This window comes from Neobacillus niacini, assembly GCF_023715415.1.
Taxonomy (GTDB): domain Bacteria; phylum Bacillota; class Bacilli; order Bacillales; family Cytobacillaceae; genus Neobacillus; species Neobacillus niacini_C.
The window spans coordinates 372,724-391,618 of sequence record NZ_JAMBOB010000004.1 but is presented as its reverse complement, the minus strand read 5'-3'; the positions used below and the strand labels follow the sequence as shown (position 1 = coordinate 391,618).

13 protein-coding genes are annotated in these 18,895 nt (G+C 40.0%); 8 read left to right on the top strand and 5 right to left on the bottom strand.

The annotated features are described in order from the left end of the window. Positions 1–30: 30 nt before the first annotated feature. From M3189_RS11165 to M3189_RS11155, 3 genes are read right to left on the bottom strand one after another with little or no spacing between them, the layout of a single operon-like run. The gene (locus M3189_RS11165) at positions 31–570 is read right to left on the bottom strand and encodes a 4Fe-4S dicluster domain-containing protein (protein WP_251634142.1); all 540 of its coding nucleotides are present in this window, start codon (positions 568–570) and stop codon (positions 31–33) included. Continuing rightward, a complete protein-coding gene (locus M3189_RS11160) occupies positions 563–2,563 on the bottom strand; it encodes a molybdopterin-dependent oxidoreductase (protein WP_251634141.1) in 2,001 nt (666 codons plus the stop codon). Before M3189_RS11160 ends, M3189_RS11165 begins: the two co-directional genes overlap by 8 nt. 19 nt (positions 2,564–2,582) lie before the next feature. Then, a complete protein-coding gene (locus M3189_RS11155) occupies positions 2,583–3,800 on the bottom strand; it encodes a PucR family transcriptional regulator (RefSeq protein ID WP_251634140.1) in 1,218 nt (405 codons plus the stop codon). A 253-nt stretch (positions 3,801–4,053) separates the two neighbouring features. Between M3189_RS11155 and M3189_RS11150 the strand changes: the two genes are divergently transcribed. Genes M3189_RS11150 through M3189_RS11125 form a run of 6 tightly spaced genes read left to right on the top strand, consistent with a single transcriptional unit; the run spans position 4,054 to position 11,068 of the window. Beyond that, on the top strand, positions 4,054–5,370 hold the full coding sequence (locus tag M3189_RS11150) for a radical SAM protein (RefSeq protein WP_251634139.1): 1,317 nt from the start codon (positions 4,054–4,056) through the stop codon (positions 5,368–5,370). A gap of 18 nt (positions 5,371–5,388) precedes the next feature. Beyond that, on the top strand, positions 5,389–6,111 hold the full coding sequence (locus M3189_RS11145) for a TorD/DmsD family molecular chaperone (protein ID WP_251634138.1): 723 nt from the start codon (positions 5,389–5,391) through the stop codon (positions 6,109–6,111). An 18-nt stretch (positions 6,112–6,129) separates the two neighbouring features. After that, the gene (locus M3189_RS11140) at positions 6,130–8,706 is read left to right on the top strand and encodes a molybdopterin-dependent oxidoreductase (protein WP_251634137.1); all 2,577 of its coding nucleotides are present in this window, start codon (positions 6,130–6,132) and stop codon (positions 8,704–8,706) included. Between the two features lie 15 nt (positions 8,707–8,721). Beyond that, the gene (locus tag M3189_RS11135; RefSeq protein WP_251634136.1) at positions 8,722–9,267 is read left to right on the top strand and encodes a DMSO/selenate family reductase complex B subunit; all 546 of its coding nucleotides are present in this window, start codon (positions 8,722–8,724) and stop codon (positions 9,265–9,267) included. Between the two features lie 16 nt (positions 9,268–9,283). Beyond that, positions 9,284–10,117 carry a dimethyl sulfoxide reductase anchor subunit family protein gene (locus M3189_RS11130; protein ID WP_251634135.1) on the top strand — a complete coding sequence of 278 codons (834 nt, stop codon included), beginning with the start codon at positions 9,284–9,286 and terminating at the stop codon, positions 10,115–10,117. Between the two features lie 42 nt (positions 10,118–10,159). Next, positions 10,160–11,068, top strand: coding sequence for a 4Fe-4S binding protein (locus M3189_RS11125; protein WP_251634134.1), 909 nt, complete (start codon positions 10,160–10,162; stop codon positions 11,066–11,068). Positions 11,069–11,125: 57 nt separating this feature from the next. On the opposite strand, the gene M3189_RS11120 is transcribed toward M3189_RS11125, so the two are convergent. Beyond that, entirely contained in the window at positions 11,126–12,421 is a 1,296-nt protein-coding gene (locus M3189_RS11120) for an MFS transporter (protein ID WP_251634133.1), read from the bottom strand. 184 nt (positions 12,422–12,605) lie between these two features. On the opposite strand from M3189_RS11120, the gene M3189_RS11115 reads away from it, so the two are divergent. After that, positions 12,606–13,832: a helix-turn-helix domain-containing protein gene (locus tag M3189_RS11115; protein WP_251634132.1), complete on the top strand. Its 1,227-nt coding sequence runs from the start codon at positions 12,606–12,608 to the stop codon at positions 13,830–13,832. Positions 13,833–13,851: 19 nt separating this feature from the next. On the opposite strand, the gene M3189_RS11110 is transcribed toward M3189_RS11115, so the two are convergent. Continuing rightward, on the bottom strand, positions 13,852–16,005 hold the full coding sequence (locus tag M3189_RS11110) for an ABC transporter permease subunit (RefSeq protein ID WP_251634131.1): 2,154 nt from the start codon (positions 16,003–16,005) through the stop codon (positions 13,852–13,854). Positions 16,006–16,794: 789 nt separating this feature from the next. Here M3189_RS11110 and M3189_RS11105 point away from each other — a divergent pair. Beyond that, complete coding sequence (locus M3189_RS11105; protein ID WP_251634130.1) at positions 16,795–18,888, top strand: sensor domain-containing protein; 2,094 nt, start codon at positions 16,795–16,797, stop codon at positions 18,886–18,888. The last annotated feature ends 7 nt before the right edge of the window (positions 18,889–18,895 follow it).

Here is an 18,895-nt window from a genome sequence, read left to right as displayed (position 1 = left end):
TAAGGAGTTTTCCTTTTAGGGAATAACTCCTTATTTAATAAAATACCTTTTTCGTGGTTTCTCAGGATAAAAGACGATTGATGGACTGGTTATTTTTATATTCGGAAAGCCTGGGAGTGTCCGGACGGCCTCAGGGTCTGAAAATGTGTTTAGGTCAACAAGTTTAAGTGCTCCAGTGGTGCATGCCTCAACGCACGCAGGCGGCAATCCGGCATCCTGCCTTGGATAGCACATCTGGCATTTACTTACTTTGTGTGTTTCAGGATCAAATTGCGGAGCCGAGTATGGGCAAGCGGATACGCATAACTGACAGCCTGTACAGCGGTTTTCATCAATTTCCACAATTCCATCCTGTCTTTTTGTAAAAGCTCTTTCCGGGCAGACTCTGAAACACTCCGGGTTGTCACAGTGATTACAGGAGACAGATAGGAAAAAATCTCCTGAGGTTTTTGTCACCTTTCTCCACCGGATATTTGTAGGAGTTTGGTTTTCGTTTTTACAAGCGATTTCACATGCTTTGCAGCCAATGCAGTCATCGGCATGAAAGGAGTATCCTAGTTGTTTAAACATTGGCCTCGCTCCATTTCCTAATGTAGACGATGCTGTCATAGAAATAGGTACTGACATCATCCTTTTTGTTTTGTTGAATAATGAGTTGATTAATAGGATTATTACCTGCTTGATGGGCAAGGATAATATTCTTGGGCAGATGAGAATTAATTTTAGCCACTCCGATAATTTGCCCTTGGTCGTTAAAAACCGCTATTTTTTCCTGATCGTTAATATCATTTCGTTGTGCTGCTTCAGCGGACAGCTCTATATAGGATTCATCCTGACGGCCGTGGAGCCAGGTTAATGCTTCATACTGTGAATGTATTTTCAATAAGGCTTGTGGAGTAATCAATTGATACCCATTGGGTTCTGCCTGTCTTTCCCTCATCTGATTCTTTTTACCATTGGCAGCGAATAAATGGAAGTTCTTCCTCTTTGTTGAAAAATTCTTTTCTATGTTTTTTTGATAAGGTCTCTGTAAAAGATCTTTATAACTGTTTAATGCATACAAGTCCATTATCTCAGGTGTTAATTCTCCTTTAATCCAGTCAATCGGTTCTTTTGTGGCAGGAAAATTGGAAAATCCGGGTGAGAGCTCATTTAATTTTGTTGTTAACTCCCTAGCAATCTGCAAATCACTCTTTGCTTCGTAATAGGGTGGGATGGCTTTCTGGTTGATTGAGAGCCAATAATGCCAATAGCCAACATTCAAATCTTCTTCTTCAAAATGTGTGGCAGCGGGAAGGACAATATCCGATTTTTCTGCTGTCTTGGTCATATAAAGATCCACTGTGACAATTAGCTCCAACTCCTGAAAAAGATCGGACCACGCTTTTAAATTATGATCTTGTGTGATGTTCCGAGAAGCGATCCATAAAAACTTAAGCGGCGGCTCTGTTAATTGAAGTGCATTGCTAGCAAAGTCACTAATGTCCACTTCTCTTGGTTCAGAAATGGTTGGATGTAGAGGACCTTTATGATTTTTGAGTGCACATGGGAAATCATCGACATCGAAGTGCATGAAGTAGAGTCCGCCATTGGGGATAAAGAGATTCCCTGTTACGGCAGCTAAACTGTTGATTGCACTAATACTGTCACTTCCGAGGCTATTCCGCTGGACACCAAGACCAGCCCAGGTAGATACGGGTTTAATCCTTCCATATAATTCACTAAGTTCAATTAGTGCCTCAAGTTCTATACCTGTTTGTTTACATACCTCTTTAATGGTCATCTGGTTTTCTAGGTAGTGTTTATACTCCGGCCAGCCTGTAGTTTGTTCTTCCAGAAACTCAAGTGAATGCTCTTGTTTTTCAATGATGAGTTTGGCAATCCCATCCGCTAGTAATCGGTCTGTTCCAGGATGAATCTGGATATAGAGATCGGCCTTTTTAGCTGTTTGCGTAAAGATGGGATCAATCACAACAAGGTGTGCGCCCTTTTGGCGTGCTTCATTGATAAACTTCATTTGATGAACATTTGTGACGGCTGGGTTTGCTCCCCAAAGAACGATTAATTTCGAACCTGCCATATCCTCTGGAACCGAGCTAAAGCTTTCTCCAAAGGAGCGATTCATGGCAAGTTTTCCTGTCAGTGCACAAGGATTCCCGATTGGCTTTGTGTGGGGACCAATGCTGTTAAACATGCCTTCTGTTGCATAGTGAAGCAGGCCAAGGTTACCTGAAAATTTATTGTATCCACTGGCCAGATTGGATCCGTAACGCTGATTTAATTCAATCATTTTTAAGGAGATAGTCGTATAGGCCTCCTCCCACGAAATTCGTTTCCACTTACCAGACCCTCTTGGACATTGAACCATCGGATACTTAATTCGCTCTGGGCTATAAACATATTGTGTAAAGGCGTATCCCTTCGCACAAAGACTTCCCTTTGAATAGCCATGCTCAGGGTCTCCGGTAACTTTTATCAGCCTTCCGTTTTTTACATGTGACAGGATGCCGCATGTACCATAACAATTCCGGGGACACGTATTTCGATAGATACCATCCTTCATGCTAAACACCCACTTCCTTTTATATTTTTCGAAGCTGTTTCATTTTGATTGCTGCTGTAATATTCAGCTTGTTATTTAAATCATCAAGCTTGAGATCGAGAATTTCTTCAATTTTTTTAATACGGTACCTTAATGTATTGCGGTGGAGAAACAGGGCCTGTGAAGCAGCTGTCATATCAAATTGATAGGTGACTAAGCCCTCAAGTGTTTCCATTAATTGAGCATTATTATTCTCATCATAGAGCACCACATCTCCTAAAGTGGTTTCGAAAAATTCCTTTAATTCTTGAAGGTCGTGCTTATATAGTATTCTCTCTAATCCTAAATCTGAGAAAAAGGGGATCTCAATTCCTAGTATATCTCCAAGTTCGAAAGCGACCTTCGCCTCCTGATAGCTTCGGAAAAGATCAACCGGACTTTCATAGGTCTTTCCAATTCCACAAGAAAAGATCTCATCGGGATGGAGTGCTTTCATCTGGCTGATGATGTTTTTTGAAAAGGACTCCATTTTAGCTCGGTGCTTTTTTGATTGCTCTGCTTTCATTGGTAAAACAACAATTACCTGATTTTGGCGCTTCATGGTAATCGGTTTTATCGAAACCTCAAGCAGCGTTCTTTCTATTATATAAAGCAAGGTGTTGATTAATTGTTTATCCGTTAGGACATGATTGAAGTCTTCCAAGGCAAACACCAAGACCGTTAGCGGCAGGTTGAAATTCCAATCCCACACTCTGGCATATTCATAAATATCCTCTTTTTGTTTGATATTTCCGTACAACAAATCAAAAAGAAAAGCTTCCTTGAATTTCATTTTCTCTTGCCGCATTTCTAGTTTTCTATGAAGCTGGATGGCACCAAGAGAAGCGGAAAACGAAAGAAGTGGTGCGTATGCTTCATGCGATTGATCATCTTTCGGAAAGATAAATACATATCCAAGAGTATTATTTTCATGGGTGATGGGCGAACCAATTCCCGATAAATCTAAATCAGTCGTGGTTATTTGGTATTTAGAAACAGATATGCCCCCGATTTTATCCAGTTGTTGAACAGCCAAAATACTATTTATTGCAGGTTCTCCAGCTGGTGAGGAAGAGGCAAGGATTTGATAATGGGGATCTGTAATAAGAGCTGGGAGAGAGAGAAGGGTACAAAGCTTATCTGTAAGTTTAGGCAAGCCTTTTGTTGTCGTAGAAAGCAACTCTTGTACCATGTCTGGGATGATCATAGATTTGTTCAAAGGGACCCATCCTTTCTACTATACTCACATTTAGTACCTTAATGGTAACCCATTAACATTGGTAGAACAATGAAAGTCACAGAATCGTAAAACAAAGCCTGTCACAAATTCGTAATATCCATCTGTTCCGTACGCACAAAAATTTAAGAGTTTTTTCGTTCACCGGGGCCATACTCACCCATTCTTTATCCACCTATAATGAAACTATTAAGTGAAATGATTCACAAGGAACAATTTAAGGAAGGTGGATAAGATGAAGACTCTCACGAATGAAAAAATGGAGAAGGGTAACAATCCATCACTTTTAAAATATAGACGAATTTACAAAAACATTGAACAATCAACCATCAGCCAAATTGAATCTTTCGGTCTGCCCTTTGAGGAGAACAATGAATATGCACGAGAAAATCAGCTTGAAGAACTTAGAGATTATGGTGCTGTTTTTAGAAATAATGAAAAAAGTTTTTTGTCTAATGAGCGGATCTCGAGTGCCTGTGAAGCCTGTCAGACAGGAAGCGGCAGTTACACAAGCTTTGTCTCCTTAAAATGCCATCGGGATTGTTATTTCTGTTTCAACAAAAATCAAGACAATTATCAGTTTTATCTTCAAAACCAGAAAAACGTCAATCAAGAGCTGCAATCGTTATTTGATCAGAAGGTTAAGCTCACACATTTAGCACTGACTGGCGGGGAGCCATTATTACACCCAAATGAAGCACTAGCCTTTTTCCAGTTAGCAAAGAAGTTATTTCCTGAGGTTCATACCAGATTGTATACAGCTGGAGATTTATTAACAGATAGTATCCTTGAAGGGCTGAAGGCAGCGGGTTTACAGGAGATTCGCTTTAGTATCAAGCTAGAGGATTCTTCGCAAAAAAGAAAGCATATACTCGGGAAAATTGCAGCAGCAAGAAGCTATATTCCTGACGTCCTTGTGGAAATGCCAGTCATTCCAGGAACAGAAGAAGAAATGAAAAAACTACTTCTGGAGTTAGAAGAGCTTGATATTTATGGAATTAACTTATTAGAATTTTGCTTCCCGCTTGAAAATACAGAAGCCTTCCAAGAAAAGGGATTTCAGTTGAAGAATCCCCCATATGATGTGTACTACAACTTCTGGTACGCTGGTGGACTTGCGGTGGCTGAAAGCGAAAGACTTTGTCTAGAGCTTGTTCGCTATGCAAGGGAGAAAAATCTACAGCTCGGTGTTCATTATTGTTCATTAGAAAATAAATTTACAGGACAAATCTATCAACAAAATCATGATCAAAAATTAGATGATACCTATCATTTTTCTACTAACGATTATTACTTTAAAACGGCTAAGGTCTTTGGCAGTGATAAAAGGAAAGTCATGAAGGTTTTGGATCGGAAAGGCTTTCGATATGTCCAAAATACAGATTATGACTATTTGCAATTTCCGATTAAGGCAATTCCACATCTTGGAGAAAAGGATGTAGATATTCTTATTTCTTCTAATGTCGTGGAAGTCGATCGAGGTAAGCAGAGTATAAGAGAAGTCCATCTTGACAGGACGACTGCTACTGAATTTAAGCTAGAGAGCATGTAAGAAGAAGGGGTGAGAAAGATGGAAGTGACAAAACAAATGATAACCGTCGAGGATGCGTTAGAGATCTTTCATGCGAGGGAATTTGCTTATGACATCTTAAGGAGATTCTTTATTGAAGAGCCATCCCGAGAGTATGTAAAGCTATTTATTCAAAGAAATATGATTGATTTATTTCCTTTTCAAGAGGAATCAGAGGAAATTCGTACAGGTGTAAAAAAAATAAAAGACTATTTAGCTGTATACAATCCAGGAATGATTGACCAGCATTATGAAAACTTGCACTGGGATTATACAAAGATGTTTATTGGCCCTTTTGAGATTCTAGCTTCCCCATGGGAATCCGTCTATGTGCGTAAAGACAAATTATTATTTCAACAAACAACGATGGATGTTAGAAATCTTTACAAAAAGTATGGCTTTCAGGCGGGTGAGCTAAATATTGAAGCAGATGATCATATCGGCCTTGAAATCGATTTTCTCTACCATTTAAATCAACTTGCAATTGAATCAGCAGAGTCACAATCAGCAACAGCTTTACAAGAAATTCAATATCTTCTTCGTGAACAAAAACTGTTTATTGAAAATCACCTGGCAGAGTTTGTTCCAGCATTAGTAAGTAAAATTGGTGAACATGCAGATACAGACTTCTTTCGTGGAATGGCGATACTTTTGCAGTACTTTTTAATAATGGATTCAAAGGTTCTAAATGAACTATTGAATATAGAAATGATCCAAAAGTAAGGAAGAGGAGGGTCAAATATGTTGGATCTTTTACAAAAAATCAAAGATTTTAAGATGACTAGAAGATCATTTATTGGTTGGACAAGTGCAGCTGCAGCAACTGCAGTAATACCGGTTTCAAGAGGCCTGGTTGCCAAAGCTGAAACAGGCACTGGTACAGAGGATAAGAATGGCGAAGGAATATGGAAAGCAGCAGCATGCTGGCACAACTGCGGCGGCCGTTGCGTGAACAAGGTTCTTGTTCAGGATGGTGTGGTCGTTCGTCAAAAAACGGATGATACTCATCCCGATAGTCCGGATTTTCCACAGCAGCGTGGATGTCTACGCGGACGTTCTCAGCGCCATCAAGTATTTGGGGCTGACCGTTTAAAATATCCGATGAAGCGCAAAAACTGGGCTGTAGGCGGAGGAAAGAAAGAGCTTCGCGGGAAAGATCAGTGGGTAAGAATTTCTTGGGATGAAGCACTTGATATTGTCTCAAGTGAGATTACGAGAATTTCAAAAAAATACGGAAATGAAGCACTATGGGCAACAGGTTCTGGTCAGATTACGAAGGTATTATCCTTAAACGGAGGCTGCACAACAGACTATGGAACCACCTCTTGGGGTGCCTGGTACTGGGCGCCAACGATGATGGGTGTGGCTGAGGGATGGACCGACCTTGGAATCAATGACCGGATTGACCTTCGAAATTCACAGCTAATTGTTCTATGGGGAGAAAATCCAGCATGGAGCAGTCCAGGAAGTCCTACTTATAATTTTATGCAGGCAAAAAAGGCTGGAGCAAGGTTTATCTCCATCGATCCTTCCTATACAGAATCAGCAAGAACCTTCAAAGCTGATTGGGTTCCAGTACGACCTGGAACAGACCATGCCTTAGCACTAGGAATTATGAATGCATTATTAGATGAAGATGATCCAGTGACCAATCCATTAATTGACTGGGATTTCTTACATCGCTGTACGGTAGGTTTTGATAGAGAGCATATGCCTAGTGGCGCTGATCCAAAAGAAAACTTTAAAGACTATCTTCTGGGAACCTATGACAATCTACCGAAAACACCGGAATGGGCTTCAGAAATTTGTGGTGTAGAACCAATTCGAATTCGTGAGTTAGCCCGACAAATTGGCTCAACAAACAGAGTTGCTCTTTTAACTGGCTGGGGGCCAGCACGGATTAATGATGGCGAAGGCTGGGTTCAAGCCTTTTCAACACTTGGTATGATGACAGGACATATGGGACGTTCAGGAAGTATGACTGGCGTTAGCTGCCATAGAGCTGCTGGTAATGGCGGACCATGGTTAGTAAAAGCAGGAACAGATGGATATCTATCGGTTAAGAATCCTGTGACCAATCTGTTGAATCATAATGAAATCTTCACCGCCGTTTTAGATGGAAAGTTTCATCAAAAAGGTGAAGGAGAGCGCAAAGCGAATATTCAACTCATCTATCATCAATTTAATGCAACACTTCAAACGCGTGGTGCCATGAAAATGGGAATTGAAGCACATCGAAAGGTAGAGTTTGTTGTTTCACATGCTTATGTCTTAACCACCAATGCGAAGTATTCGGATGTGGTTCTGCCTGTAACAACAGAGTGGGAAACCGAAGGCGGAATGCTCCAGGGAAATCGTGAAATGTATATTGTTTATTCCAACGTGATAGCTCCGTTATATGAAGCGAAGAGTGATGTGCAAATTGCAAAAGATTTAGCTGCAAAACTCGGCTTAGATTCTAAGCTGCTCTATCCTATCAGTGAAAAACAAGCCTTTTTTAACAAGTTAGCCACCAGTAAAGTAATCGCGGCAAATGGAGTTGATTATGAACCATTGGTAACGATTAGTGCTAAGGATATTAAAGAATGGGGCGTAACGGGTACACCACAGCAAGGAAGAATTGGATTAAAGGAATTAATTGATCAGGGTGTCTATCAGGTACAACGCAAACCTGGCGACAATTTCGGATTTATCGCTTATAAAAGTTTTGTTGAAAACCCAGAAGGCAATCCGCTGAAAACACCAAGTGGAAAATTTGAAATCCATTGTAAGACAATCCACGAAGAATCAAAAGGCGGCTGGACCGTGGTTGATCCGATTCCAAAATATGTACCAAAAACAAAAGGCTATGAAGATACCTTTAAAGATTGGGAAACGAAAAAGAAGGGTGAATACCCATTCCAGGTATACAATCCACACTATCTAAGACGTTCACACAGTACCTTTGATAATATTCAGCAGCTTCGTGAAGCATGGCCAAATCCAGTCTTTATCAATATGAGTGATGGAAAACGCCTCGGAATTAAAGAGGGGGATACAGTCCTCTTATACAATCAATATGGAAAAACTTTACGGCCAGCTCATCTAACCGAAACGATGACTCCTGGAGTTATCGCATTGCCACATGGTGCATGGGTCCAATTGGATGAAAAAGAAGAGGTAGATAAAGCAGGAGCCGATAATATGCTTACAGGTCCTATTGCCACTGGTCTTGGAACATCTGGATGGAATACGGCTGTTTGTAACATGAAAAAATGGGATGGCGAGCCTTTAATCGAGGATGTTAAGTGGGATCAGCGCATCATTAAATTTAAATAGAAGGAGGTTTCATCCATGGTGCAAATGGGATTTTATATAAACGTTGCAGATTGTATCGGTTGCAAAACATGTACCGTCTCCTGTAAGGATAAAAACTCTTTAGAAGTGGGAAGAAACTACCGTAGAGTATACGATTTTGAAGAAGGTCATTTTCCAAAGCCCATGCTTTATCATCTCTCTATTTCTTGTAATCATTGTGATGAGCCCGCTTGCGTCCAGGGGTGCCCAACCGGTGGAATGTATAAGCGGGAGAAGGATGGAGTCGTCCTGGTCGATCATGAGAAATGTATTGGCTGTAAATATTGTGAGTGGAATTGTCCATATGGCGCACCACAATACAATGAAGAAATTGGAAAAATGACAAAGTGTGATACATGCTTTGACTTAAGAGAAAACGGCGAAGACCCAGTATGTGTATCCTCCTGTGTCATGCGTGCAATTGAGTTTGGTCCAATCGACGAATTGCGTGCAAAATATGGAGCTAATGCAGATATCAAGGGGCTTCCAAGCGCTAGAATAACAAAACCAAATCTGGTTGTTGGTGGAACGGACTTAGTCTAAAGGGAGGGATTTTAGAATGCATGAATGGCCATTGTTACTCTTTACCGTATCGATTCCAGCTGCAGTCGGCAGTGTTCTCTTTCTATGGTTAATCCATGGAAGAATCGCAGCATTGAACGGTGATAAGTTAAAAGCTATGAAATTACCACTTCTTGTTACGGTGGTGGTATCGTTTATTGGGTTAATTGCTTCATTTTTTCACCTCGGCAGTCCAGAGAATGCGTTTAATGTCTTACGAGGATTTGGGCGGTCATGGATGAGCAACGAAATTGTATTTACCGGTGCTTTTATTGCTCTTGTTTGTTTACTCACCGGTTTGATGTTACTTCAACAAAAGGTCTATCCGATTCTTTTGTTGATTACAGGAATCATTGGATTAGTTGATATCTATTGTATGGCATCCGCATACGCGGTCACGCGTGTGAACGGATGGGATCATTTGAATACGTATGTTGTCTTTTATGGAACGGCTTTTTCACTTGGACCTGTTCTAGCTGCAAGTATGATGCTTCAGAGTCTAGAAAGAGAAGAAATGAAGAAAATAGTAAAATGGGCATTTCTTATCGGTATTTTAGGTGTTGCCATTCAGGTTATTGGTTCAGCTATGTTCGCCGGCTATACACCTGAAGTTCAAGTGCTTACAGGGGAAACTGCTGCTGCCAAGCTTGAGCCATATACCGGAATGATTGGTTTCCGTTGGGCAATTGAAATGCTTGGTCTTGGCGTAATGGGCTATCTATCGTTATCTTCAAAGCCGAAAATAAGTTATTCACTTGTTTATGCAGCTCTTCTCGTATTTGTTGTGGCAGAGGGTATGAGCAGATATGTATTTTATGTGCTAGGAGCGTAAGGCGCTTTGAAATTTAGGCAGAGGTGATCAATAATGGGGATGATGGATAAGTGGGTGGAAAGTCTTGATTATCAATTTCATATATCGGATTCCTGTGTGCGCAGTAAAAGTCCGTGGTCAACATGTAATCAGTGTGTGAAATGCTGTCATGTTGAGGCGATCACACTTGGAAATCATCTGCCTATTATTGATGCGGAAAAATGTGTAGAATGTGGGAACTGTATGGCTGTCTGTCCGATTCAAGCAGTTGAAGGGATTTTCCCAAAGAGGACCATTGTTCGCAATCAACTGGTTGCGGGTGAAGCTTTCGTCCCCACGGTGAATGAACTACTTGTTTTCCATGCCAAAGGAATTACCTCAATCCTCTTTCATTCTAAGGTTTTACAGGAAACCTGGAAACATCATGTTCAAGAGACTAATAGGATACTAGTACAGCTTGGCAAGAGTCCATTGCTTACCCAAATTGGGATTTCTCCCATAGAAAAAAATGAGTCTGTTTCAAGAAGAGATTTGTTTTCTCTTTGGGGAAAAGAGGGGAAATCACTTATAAAACAAGTGACCCCCGCACAATGGAGGTTCAATCATGCCAATTTGGATGTAGCCCGATATTATCCGGATTATCAATTTTTTGATATAGTGGTCGAGCAAGAAAAATGTACGCTATGTCGTGCTTGTGAAGCACTCTGTCCTAAGAAATGTTACACGATTGGTGATGACAGTTTTGAGGTGTCAGCTCACAGCTGTTCTGATTGCAAGCTGTGTGTGGATGTTTGTCCGGAGAAAGCTATCACCATACGACCTCATGTATCGAAGGCAGTTTCAAAAAAACATGAGATGTATTCCAATACCTGTGTCGTGTGTAAGGACAGCTTTCAAACACTTTCCAAACTGGATAACAAATGCCCTATTTGCACAAAACGGAAAGCGGGTTATTTAAAAAGTAAAGCATGAACAAAGCACCTTCCCCATTTATGGAGAAGGTGCTTTGCGTTATATGGTATCTACAAACTAGTAAGCTTCCGCCCTCGTTTTTAACCCTTTTTCTGCGGAAAGCTCCGGGTGTACTTTTCTGATGACTGCAGGTCTTGCAAGAAATAATACGACAGCCAATAATAAGCCTGATGACAGAATCAAGACCAAGTGGGCAGGAAAAACATCGTACAAAAATCCGTAAATAATCATTCCTAAAGGAGATAAAGCCATGGCAAAGGTCTCGACGATAGAAAATACACGACCTTTAAATTCATCTGCAATTTGTTTTTGCATCATCACTTGTGTCGGTGTATTGACAAAAACAATGCAAGCTCCTAATACGAATTCAAGAAGGATAAAGTAGCCAAACATAAGGTTATATTCCATGGAAATGAGTAAAGGTAAGGCTGTAATCCCCATGATTACCCCCATGATAAGAATTCCCCTTTTCGCTGTAAGCAGCGGAAATTTCACTTCTTTTCGGACAGAAAGATAAATAGATAGGAGCAGCATGCCAACGGCAAAAGCACCTTCTGTAATACCAAAATGCCCAGAAGCCATTTTTAACTTTTCAATCAGGATAAAAGAATACCCTACCTGAAAGGCATTGAAGAAGAAGTTCACTAATAAGGCAATCCAGATAATGGTCATCAGCAACGGCTGTAATTTCATATAAGAAATCCCGGCCTTCATCCCTTTCAACATGGATTCCTTTGTACCTTCTACTGCTTCAGTCTTTTTGGAAAATAGGGTGAAGTTCATGGTTGATTCGAGAATAATGGCAACACCTGAGGCTGCCATATACACGATAAGGAAGATGGGCATGGAAATCACTCCATACAATAATCCTCCAACCGCTGGAGAAGCGATTGCTGCAAAGGAAATCGACATTTGATTGAGTGACATTGCTTTTTGGATTCTTGCTTCATCTACAAGTCCAGTAATGGAAGAAGTAAACGCTACACCCGAGAACATAGAGGTAAGCGAAAGTATGCAGGAAGTGATGTAAATAGCAGTTAAAGATAATCCAGAGGTGAGACTTACGATTAATAATCCAGCGATGGCTATAGTCGTTACAATCTGAGAGGCTATCGCAATCGCCTTTCGTGGATACTTATCGATGATATAGCCAGCAAAGGGTGCTGCAATCGTACGTGGTAGAACGTTGCAGATAAGATTGAGCGCAAAACTCTTTGCCGACCCCGTTGCCTGTAAAATGTAGAAACTTATTGCAAATGAGTATACCTGTGAGCCAAAAGATGAAATCAGTTTGCTGATGGTAAACGTCCAGAGATGATAAGTGGCTTTTTTTAACATCGACGTGCTATTCATAATTATCTCCTCATTTCATAAAAAAAGTTTAATTTAATTAAACAAATCATAACATGAAGTTTTTACCAAATCAAGAGAAAGTTTAATTTAATTAAACAAATTTTAGCCCATTTTGTTTACACCTTCCCATTTGAGGGGAAGTTTAATATAATTAAACTAATCACTTTTTGAGGAGGTCACTAATTTGTTAGGAGACCGAATACGGAAACTAAGAAAGCAGAAAAAGCTAACGCTAGAAGCACTGGCAGGACAAGGTCTTACAAAGGGTATGCTCAGCTTAATTGAGAACAATAAAGCAAAGCCGTCCATGGAGAGCTTGGCATATATTGCTGAGGGATTAGGAGTGGACGTAGCTGATTTATTAGAGGAAGTCAGTCCATTTGAATTGAGGGGAGTCCTTGAAAGGGCAGAAAAGCTATATAATGAAAAAAAAGATAAAGAGGCTGATAAATATCAATTGCTTTTAACCCTAATAGAGCCCTATGTAAGGTACCTTACACAAGGGTATGAGGCTGCACGCTTGTTAGATATTTACAGCAGGAGTCTTTATGAAGAAAAAATACCTGGCTGGGAGGGTTTCTCTGAACAAGCTGCAAGTATGTATGACGAGATGAATGTAACTGCCAATCGTGCGCAAATTGCCATATTCCGTTCTATGGTAAAGTTCATTGACCACGATTATTCCAACGCATTAGAGATATTACTGAGCGAGCGTAGGGAAATTGAATCCAATCATGTCTATATGGACCCTATGACACAGGTGGACTTGGACTATACTGCAGCGATTCTGCATTTTGCGGTTGGTGATTTTGAGGCTGCCACTCAAGTGATGGAAAATGCCATAGCTTTTTCAACAAAGCACCGAATCTTTTATCGTGCAGATGATCTATACAGAATAGGTGCAGGGCAGGCTATGATGTTTAGTGATAAAGAAAAGAGAGAGCTGTATTTACGCAAGCTAAAGCAATACGGTGAATTTGCGGAGGATTTACTATCCATCCTCGTCCACGACCTTATTGTGGCTATGACTCTTAATGCTGAGAATCATGAATACACGAAAGCCTTAGAAATTATTGATCAATATTTGGAAAACCCAAAGGTCGAGGAAATAGTTGAATCTCTATATGTAATTGAAAAAGGAAAGTCTCTCTATGGTCTAGGAGAGTACAAAGAAGCGATTCTTCATTTTGAAAAAGTAGAAACACCTTCTACCACGCACCATCCGTTTGACTTGTCCCTTTTTTATATTCGATATTCTTACAAGGCACTCTGCCACCAAGAGCTTGGAGAGCTGGAAGAGGCGCTAGAATCTGCAAAAATGGCCGTAGAGAATTTCGATAGCCTTCCTGATACTCCATTCAAGGAATTTGCGATCAACACCTTTGAAAAAATAAACCCCGTACAGGAATGACTGTACGGGGTCTCCTTTATCAAATTCCACGTTCAAACCCTCGTTTAAACTCTGGTTTTACCCCTCGCTCTTTCTTCGTGATAGCTTCAGGTTCCTCCCGCTTGTCTACGCTGCCAATCACTTTAAAGCTATTCTTGGTAATTTGATAAGAAGGAGCTTCACTGACCTGTTTCACTCTTACTTTGCGTATTTTTGGAAGTTTATATAACACTCCAACTTTCACCTGCTGCACTTCTTTCACTCCCTGGATAATCAGCTGCATTGCAAAAATGGCAAGCATGAAGGCTGCGAGTATCCACAAGTACCAGTAGCGGCCGGAAGCGATGGTGGTTCTTCCTATTTCGCCAATTAATCCAGACCATTCATTGGTGATCGACATTGGCGGATCAGACCCACCCGGATCAAAGTCAAGTTTTGTTCCGCCAAAGAAAAATTTAAATATTCCTAAGTGAATAAAGATTAATAGTACTTGAATAAATTGAGTCCCAAGTAAAATTGTTAATCGGGGACCAATATGCGGGAAAATGTGACGCCAGAATAGATGAAATCTGCTGCCGCCCAAAACGCGTGCACTAGCAATAAATTCATAATCAAGGACCCGTTTTATCTCTTTTCCTAGTAAAAGACTTGTTAACGGAACAACTAGGATGGTTAAGATGAACATCTCTAATAAAATTCGTTCGGTAAAGGTGTAGGTAAATACATAATTATAACCTTTTAGCTGCGGCAGTAAAATTGGCGCAAGCAAAATGTATGCAACCAAACTTAAAGGCAGAAAATGAATCGAATCGATTAGCTTTCCAAGCCATTGCTGGGTACGTGGACCTAGGTGGAAAGCATAAATGACACCGAACAAAAGTCCGCCAAGAACACGCAATAAGGCGATTAATAAGGCGAAAATCAACGTATACTTCGCTCCAATTACTAATTGGTCAAAAAGGCTGTTCCCTAATTTATCGGAACCAAAGAAAAAGGGCTTTGTTGGTGCATGCGGCACTGCACTAAGCAGCGTTGCACCATCTTCTGCGTAATAAAGTAGTACTTGGTCGACGTGGTTATCGGTTGTAACCGAATAGATGACACTGTAACTGATGGTTATTATGAAAAATAAGGCACCTAGAGCGAACTTCCAATTTTTCATATGTCTGCCAAAGGTAAAGAGTAAATTGATTATGGGACGAATGGGCGATAATTTTCTAAAGTTAATGGATTGCAAAGAAAAGAGAATGTTTTCAAAAAAACGCCTTACCACGCCTGCGATATTACCCGCCCGCCATTTATGGACCCAAGAACCTCGTCGGGTTTCATAAGATAGCGGCTGATCTTCTTTAAGCCAAAAATCAACAAGCTGGAAGAGAAAGTAAAAAGGTGTGAAGATAAGACCCAGCGTAACAAATATGGTGATTGGTTGGAAGTTATCAAGTAAGTGATAGGTTAGTCCATGAACATTAAACACCCGTTCAATAATAAACTGACTTGAAAGTGTTCCCCAAATGATAATCTTGATGTGATGAAACGAAAGGGGCATGATATTTTTTAAGATATGCCTGATTAAAATATTGAATTTGTTTATTCCTTTACTTTTTACAAAGGTGACATAAACCTTCAAGAACTCTTCCTCAATCATAAGGAGCAAAATCTTGAACATGGAGACAAGCGGTAAGATAGCAAAGGTGACGATTGGTGCAAAATATGCCTTTTCTTTAAAGCTGGCCACCTCAAATAAATCAACTCCAAACGATTTAAAGACCATGATTGATAATACTTGTAATAGCGTGGCGAGAATCAAGTCTGGAATAGACTCCAATACATCCAGCAGTTTTTTAAAAGGACTTAGCACCACTTTAGGCAAAAAGACTGACCCTAATGCAAGAAAAAGTGCTATACTGAAACCTGTTATTAGCGCTCCTAAGAGGATTTGCATCGAATAAATAAATGCCGGACCCATAATTTCCATCATTGGGGCACCGCCAGTTTGCGAACGTTCAAATTTATAAATCCATGTTTCGGGTTGAAACATGCCCTTGCCAAATGAGAATAATTGCTCGAAATAGCCTGGAGCATCAGGATTTTCTCTTGTGGAAAAATATTGTGGAAAAATACTTACAGAAAATATCGATACTATTCCAAGTATATAGTATGTAAACAACCTAACAATCTTCAAATCTCTCACCTCATTTTCTCCTCTAAATTACTACATTCGCATAATAGTTGTAGTGTCACGTAAATAAAATTATATTCTAAATATTCCCCCTTTTCAACCAAATTCAATCTATGGGATTTGGACGTAAGTGGGGTTTAATAAGTTACATTAAAAGGAAAAAAACTTGTTTTTTTTTAAAATAGTAGAAAAAGCCCTTGCCTGTAGGTAGCAGGCAAGGGCTTCTTAGTTTGTATTTATTAAAAAAGTATTTGAATGACTAATTTTATCCAACCGAAAAACGCTATCCATAACGGTACACTTAAAGACGTGCCCCAAACTAGTCCATATGCAAAATTACCCTGCTCGTCCATGAAATCCACTCCCTAGTATTAGCTATAGATTACCTTTTATTGTTTTTTCGATTGTGTACATTCATTATATTTGCAACCGCTTACAACAACAATAGTAAAAACTACTTAATTCATAGTGTTTAACTTACTAATAAGAAAGTGGACAATAAACAATCTAACACTGTCTATAAGATAACAAATTTAGAATGAAAATTATCCAAAAGCTTGTCTTGCAAATAGAATTGTTTTTCGAGTTTTTACCGACAAAATATTTTCCAGGAAATTGACTTATATTCTTTTTTCATAGGAGTTGAAGGCGTTTTTAATCAAACGTTTGATTAGTAGTGGAAGAAGAAAATATTGTCTAAGTTTGTTGATATCTATCACAGCTAATTTTGCGAAATTAGTATAAGGTCACCTTAAGTAGTTGTTGTTGATTCTCAGTGATCGTAGAAGGGAGTATTTTCTTTTGAGAAATGAGATCAAAAAGCCAGATATTAATTCTTATATTGAAGTTTGTAAGCCTTTACTCGAAGATGTGCCATATCCTTGCTACTTAATGAATTTGGAAGGAAGTATTGTTTTTTCGAATGAAGGGGTTCAAGAATTAACCGGGTACATGAGACAGGATCACTATCAACAAAATTTCGTATCAATCCTGGAAGAAGAGGAGATTGATAGGGCGATTGATCACGTTAATGCGGTACTGAAGGGGGAAAAACGGAGCTTGCAAACGAAGCTTAGACATCAGGATGGCTCTGTGATGATAGTAAATATTCTATCGATCCCGTTTGAAGTAGATGGGGTGATTCTAGGTATATGTGGTTACATTACCGATATCGCAAATGAAAAACGGCTTTCCGCTTGCTCATTCCCTAGTCATTGGGATAATATCTTCACGGGTATTAAGATTTGTTTATGGAGTCTGGATGTCAATACAATGGAGACGATTTCAATATCGCCTGTCTGTCGAACTATCTTTGGTTACTGTGAAGAGGAGTTTCTGCAGAATCCGCACCTATGGGAGCAGTTAATTCTGCCTGCTGATAAAATGGGTGCCAGCAGGCATATAGAGTTGGTGAAGAAGGGAAAATCCTCTCTACATGAGTACCGTATTGTGAGCAAAAGCGGTGAGCGGAAATGGGTATCAGATTTCATTGTCCCCATTTTTTCTGAACATCACCATGACCCAATCCGAATTGACCGAATTGTAGTAGACATAACGAAGCGAAAAAGGGCAGAAGAGAAACTAACCTTTTTAGCCTTTCATGATTCATTGACTGGACTGCCGAATAGACGGAAATTGGATCATGATCTCCATAAAGCGTTAACGGAAGCAAGGGAAAGGAAAAAAATGGTTGGAGTTTTATTCCTCGATCTTGATCGATTCAAAAATATTAATGATTCTTTGGGCCATAAAATGGGTGATAAAGTATTACAGGTGATAGCGGAGAGGTTGAAGGTGAGTTTAAGAGATGACGATATTATTTCACGCCAAGGCGGCGATGAGTTTGTCATTTTGCTTACTAACCTGACCACAAAAGAAGACCTTCTTGAAACGGCTGCGAGGATAAATGGAATCATTGCAAAGCCAATCAGGCTGCTCGGAAATGAGTATGTACTAAGCGCAAGTATTGGGATGAGCATTTTTCCAGATCATGGGTATGAGGCAGAAGGATTGATTCAGAAGGCTGATCATGCGATGTATCTTGCAAAGGAAAGCGGTGTGGGAATCCAGCCATATGAATTGGGAATGTCGACAAGTCTTTCGCGGAAACTTCTGCTTGAACAATACCTTCATAGAGCGATTGAAAAGAATGAATTATCCTTGGACTATCAACCAATTGTTGATGTTTACGGAAAACAAGTGATTGGGGTGGAGGCACTCCTTCGTTGGAATCATCCTGTTTTAGGGGCAATATCCCCAGGAGAATTTATTCAAATTGCCGAAGAGTCGGATCTCATCGTAAAAATAAGCAATTGGGTCCTGGAAACTGCCTGCAGACAGCGTAAGAAATGGGCAGGTAAAAACTTGCCGCCGTTTTATGTGTCGATTAATGTGCCAGCAAGACAAATCAATCTTGAATCGTTCCTTCCAAATGTAAAAGATACCTTGGAACGCTATGATTTACCGTCCCATTTACTCAAAATAGAAATCACAGAGCGAACGGCGATGACCAATGTTCAGAAAACGTTAAATACGATAAAAGATTTACAGGGTATTGGAGTCGATCTTATTCTTGATGATTTTGGTGTCGGCTATTCTTCGATTAGTTATCTTGTCCAATATCCATTTAATACGATTAAGATTGATAAATCGTTTATTGAAGGCTTGGAGAATAAGAACCAGCGCTCTATCTGTCGCACCTTGGTTGCGATGGGAAGAAACTTGGGAATGAATGTGGTAGCAGAGGGCGTGGAGGAGCTAGAACAATATCAATTTCTATGCAGCATTGGCTGCCATAACATGCAGGGATATTATTTTAGCAGGCCAACGAGTGTTGAACAAGTTGAGACATTTTTTACGTCTAAACAACAGGGACTGCAGGAAAGATTTCAATAAGGCCGAA

Coding starts and splice junctions, on each gene's coding strand:
- M3189_RS11120 (WP_251634133.1), bottom strand. CDS start 12,421: ATGAATAGCACGTCGATGTTAAAAAAAGCCACTTATCATCTCTGGACG.
- M3189_RS11160 (WP_251634141.1), bottom strand. CDS start 2,563: ATGAAGGATGGTATCTATCGAAATACGTGTCCCCGGAATTGTTATGGT.
- M3189_RS11165 (WP_251634142.1), bottom strand. CDS start 570: ATGTTTAAACAACTAGGATACTCCTTTCATGCCGATGACTGCATTGGC.
- M3189_RS11140 (WP_251634137.1), top strand. CDS start 6,130: ATGTTGGATCTTTTACAAAAAATCAAAGATTTTAAGATGACTAGAAGA.
- M3189_RS11150 (WP_251634139.1), top strand. CDS start 4,054: ATGAAGACTCTCACGAATGAAAAAATGGAGAAGGGTAACAATCCATCA.
- M3189_RS11145 (WP_251634138.1), top strand. CDS start 5,389: ATGGAAGTGACAAAACAAATGATAACCGTCGAGGATGCGTTAGAGATC.
- M3189_RS11135 (WP_251634136.1), top strand. CDS start 8,722: ATGGTGCAAATGGGATTTTATATAAACGTTGCAGATTGTATCGGTTGC.
- M3189_RS11130 (WP_251634135.1), top strand. CDS start 9,284: ATGCATGAATGGCCATTGTTACTCTTTACCGTATCGATTCCAGCTGCA.
- M3189_RS11125 (WP_251634134.1), top strand. CDS start 10,160: ATGGATAAGTGGGTGGAAAGTCTTGATTATCAATTTCATATATCGGAT.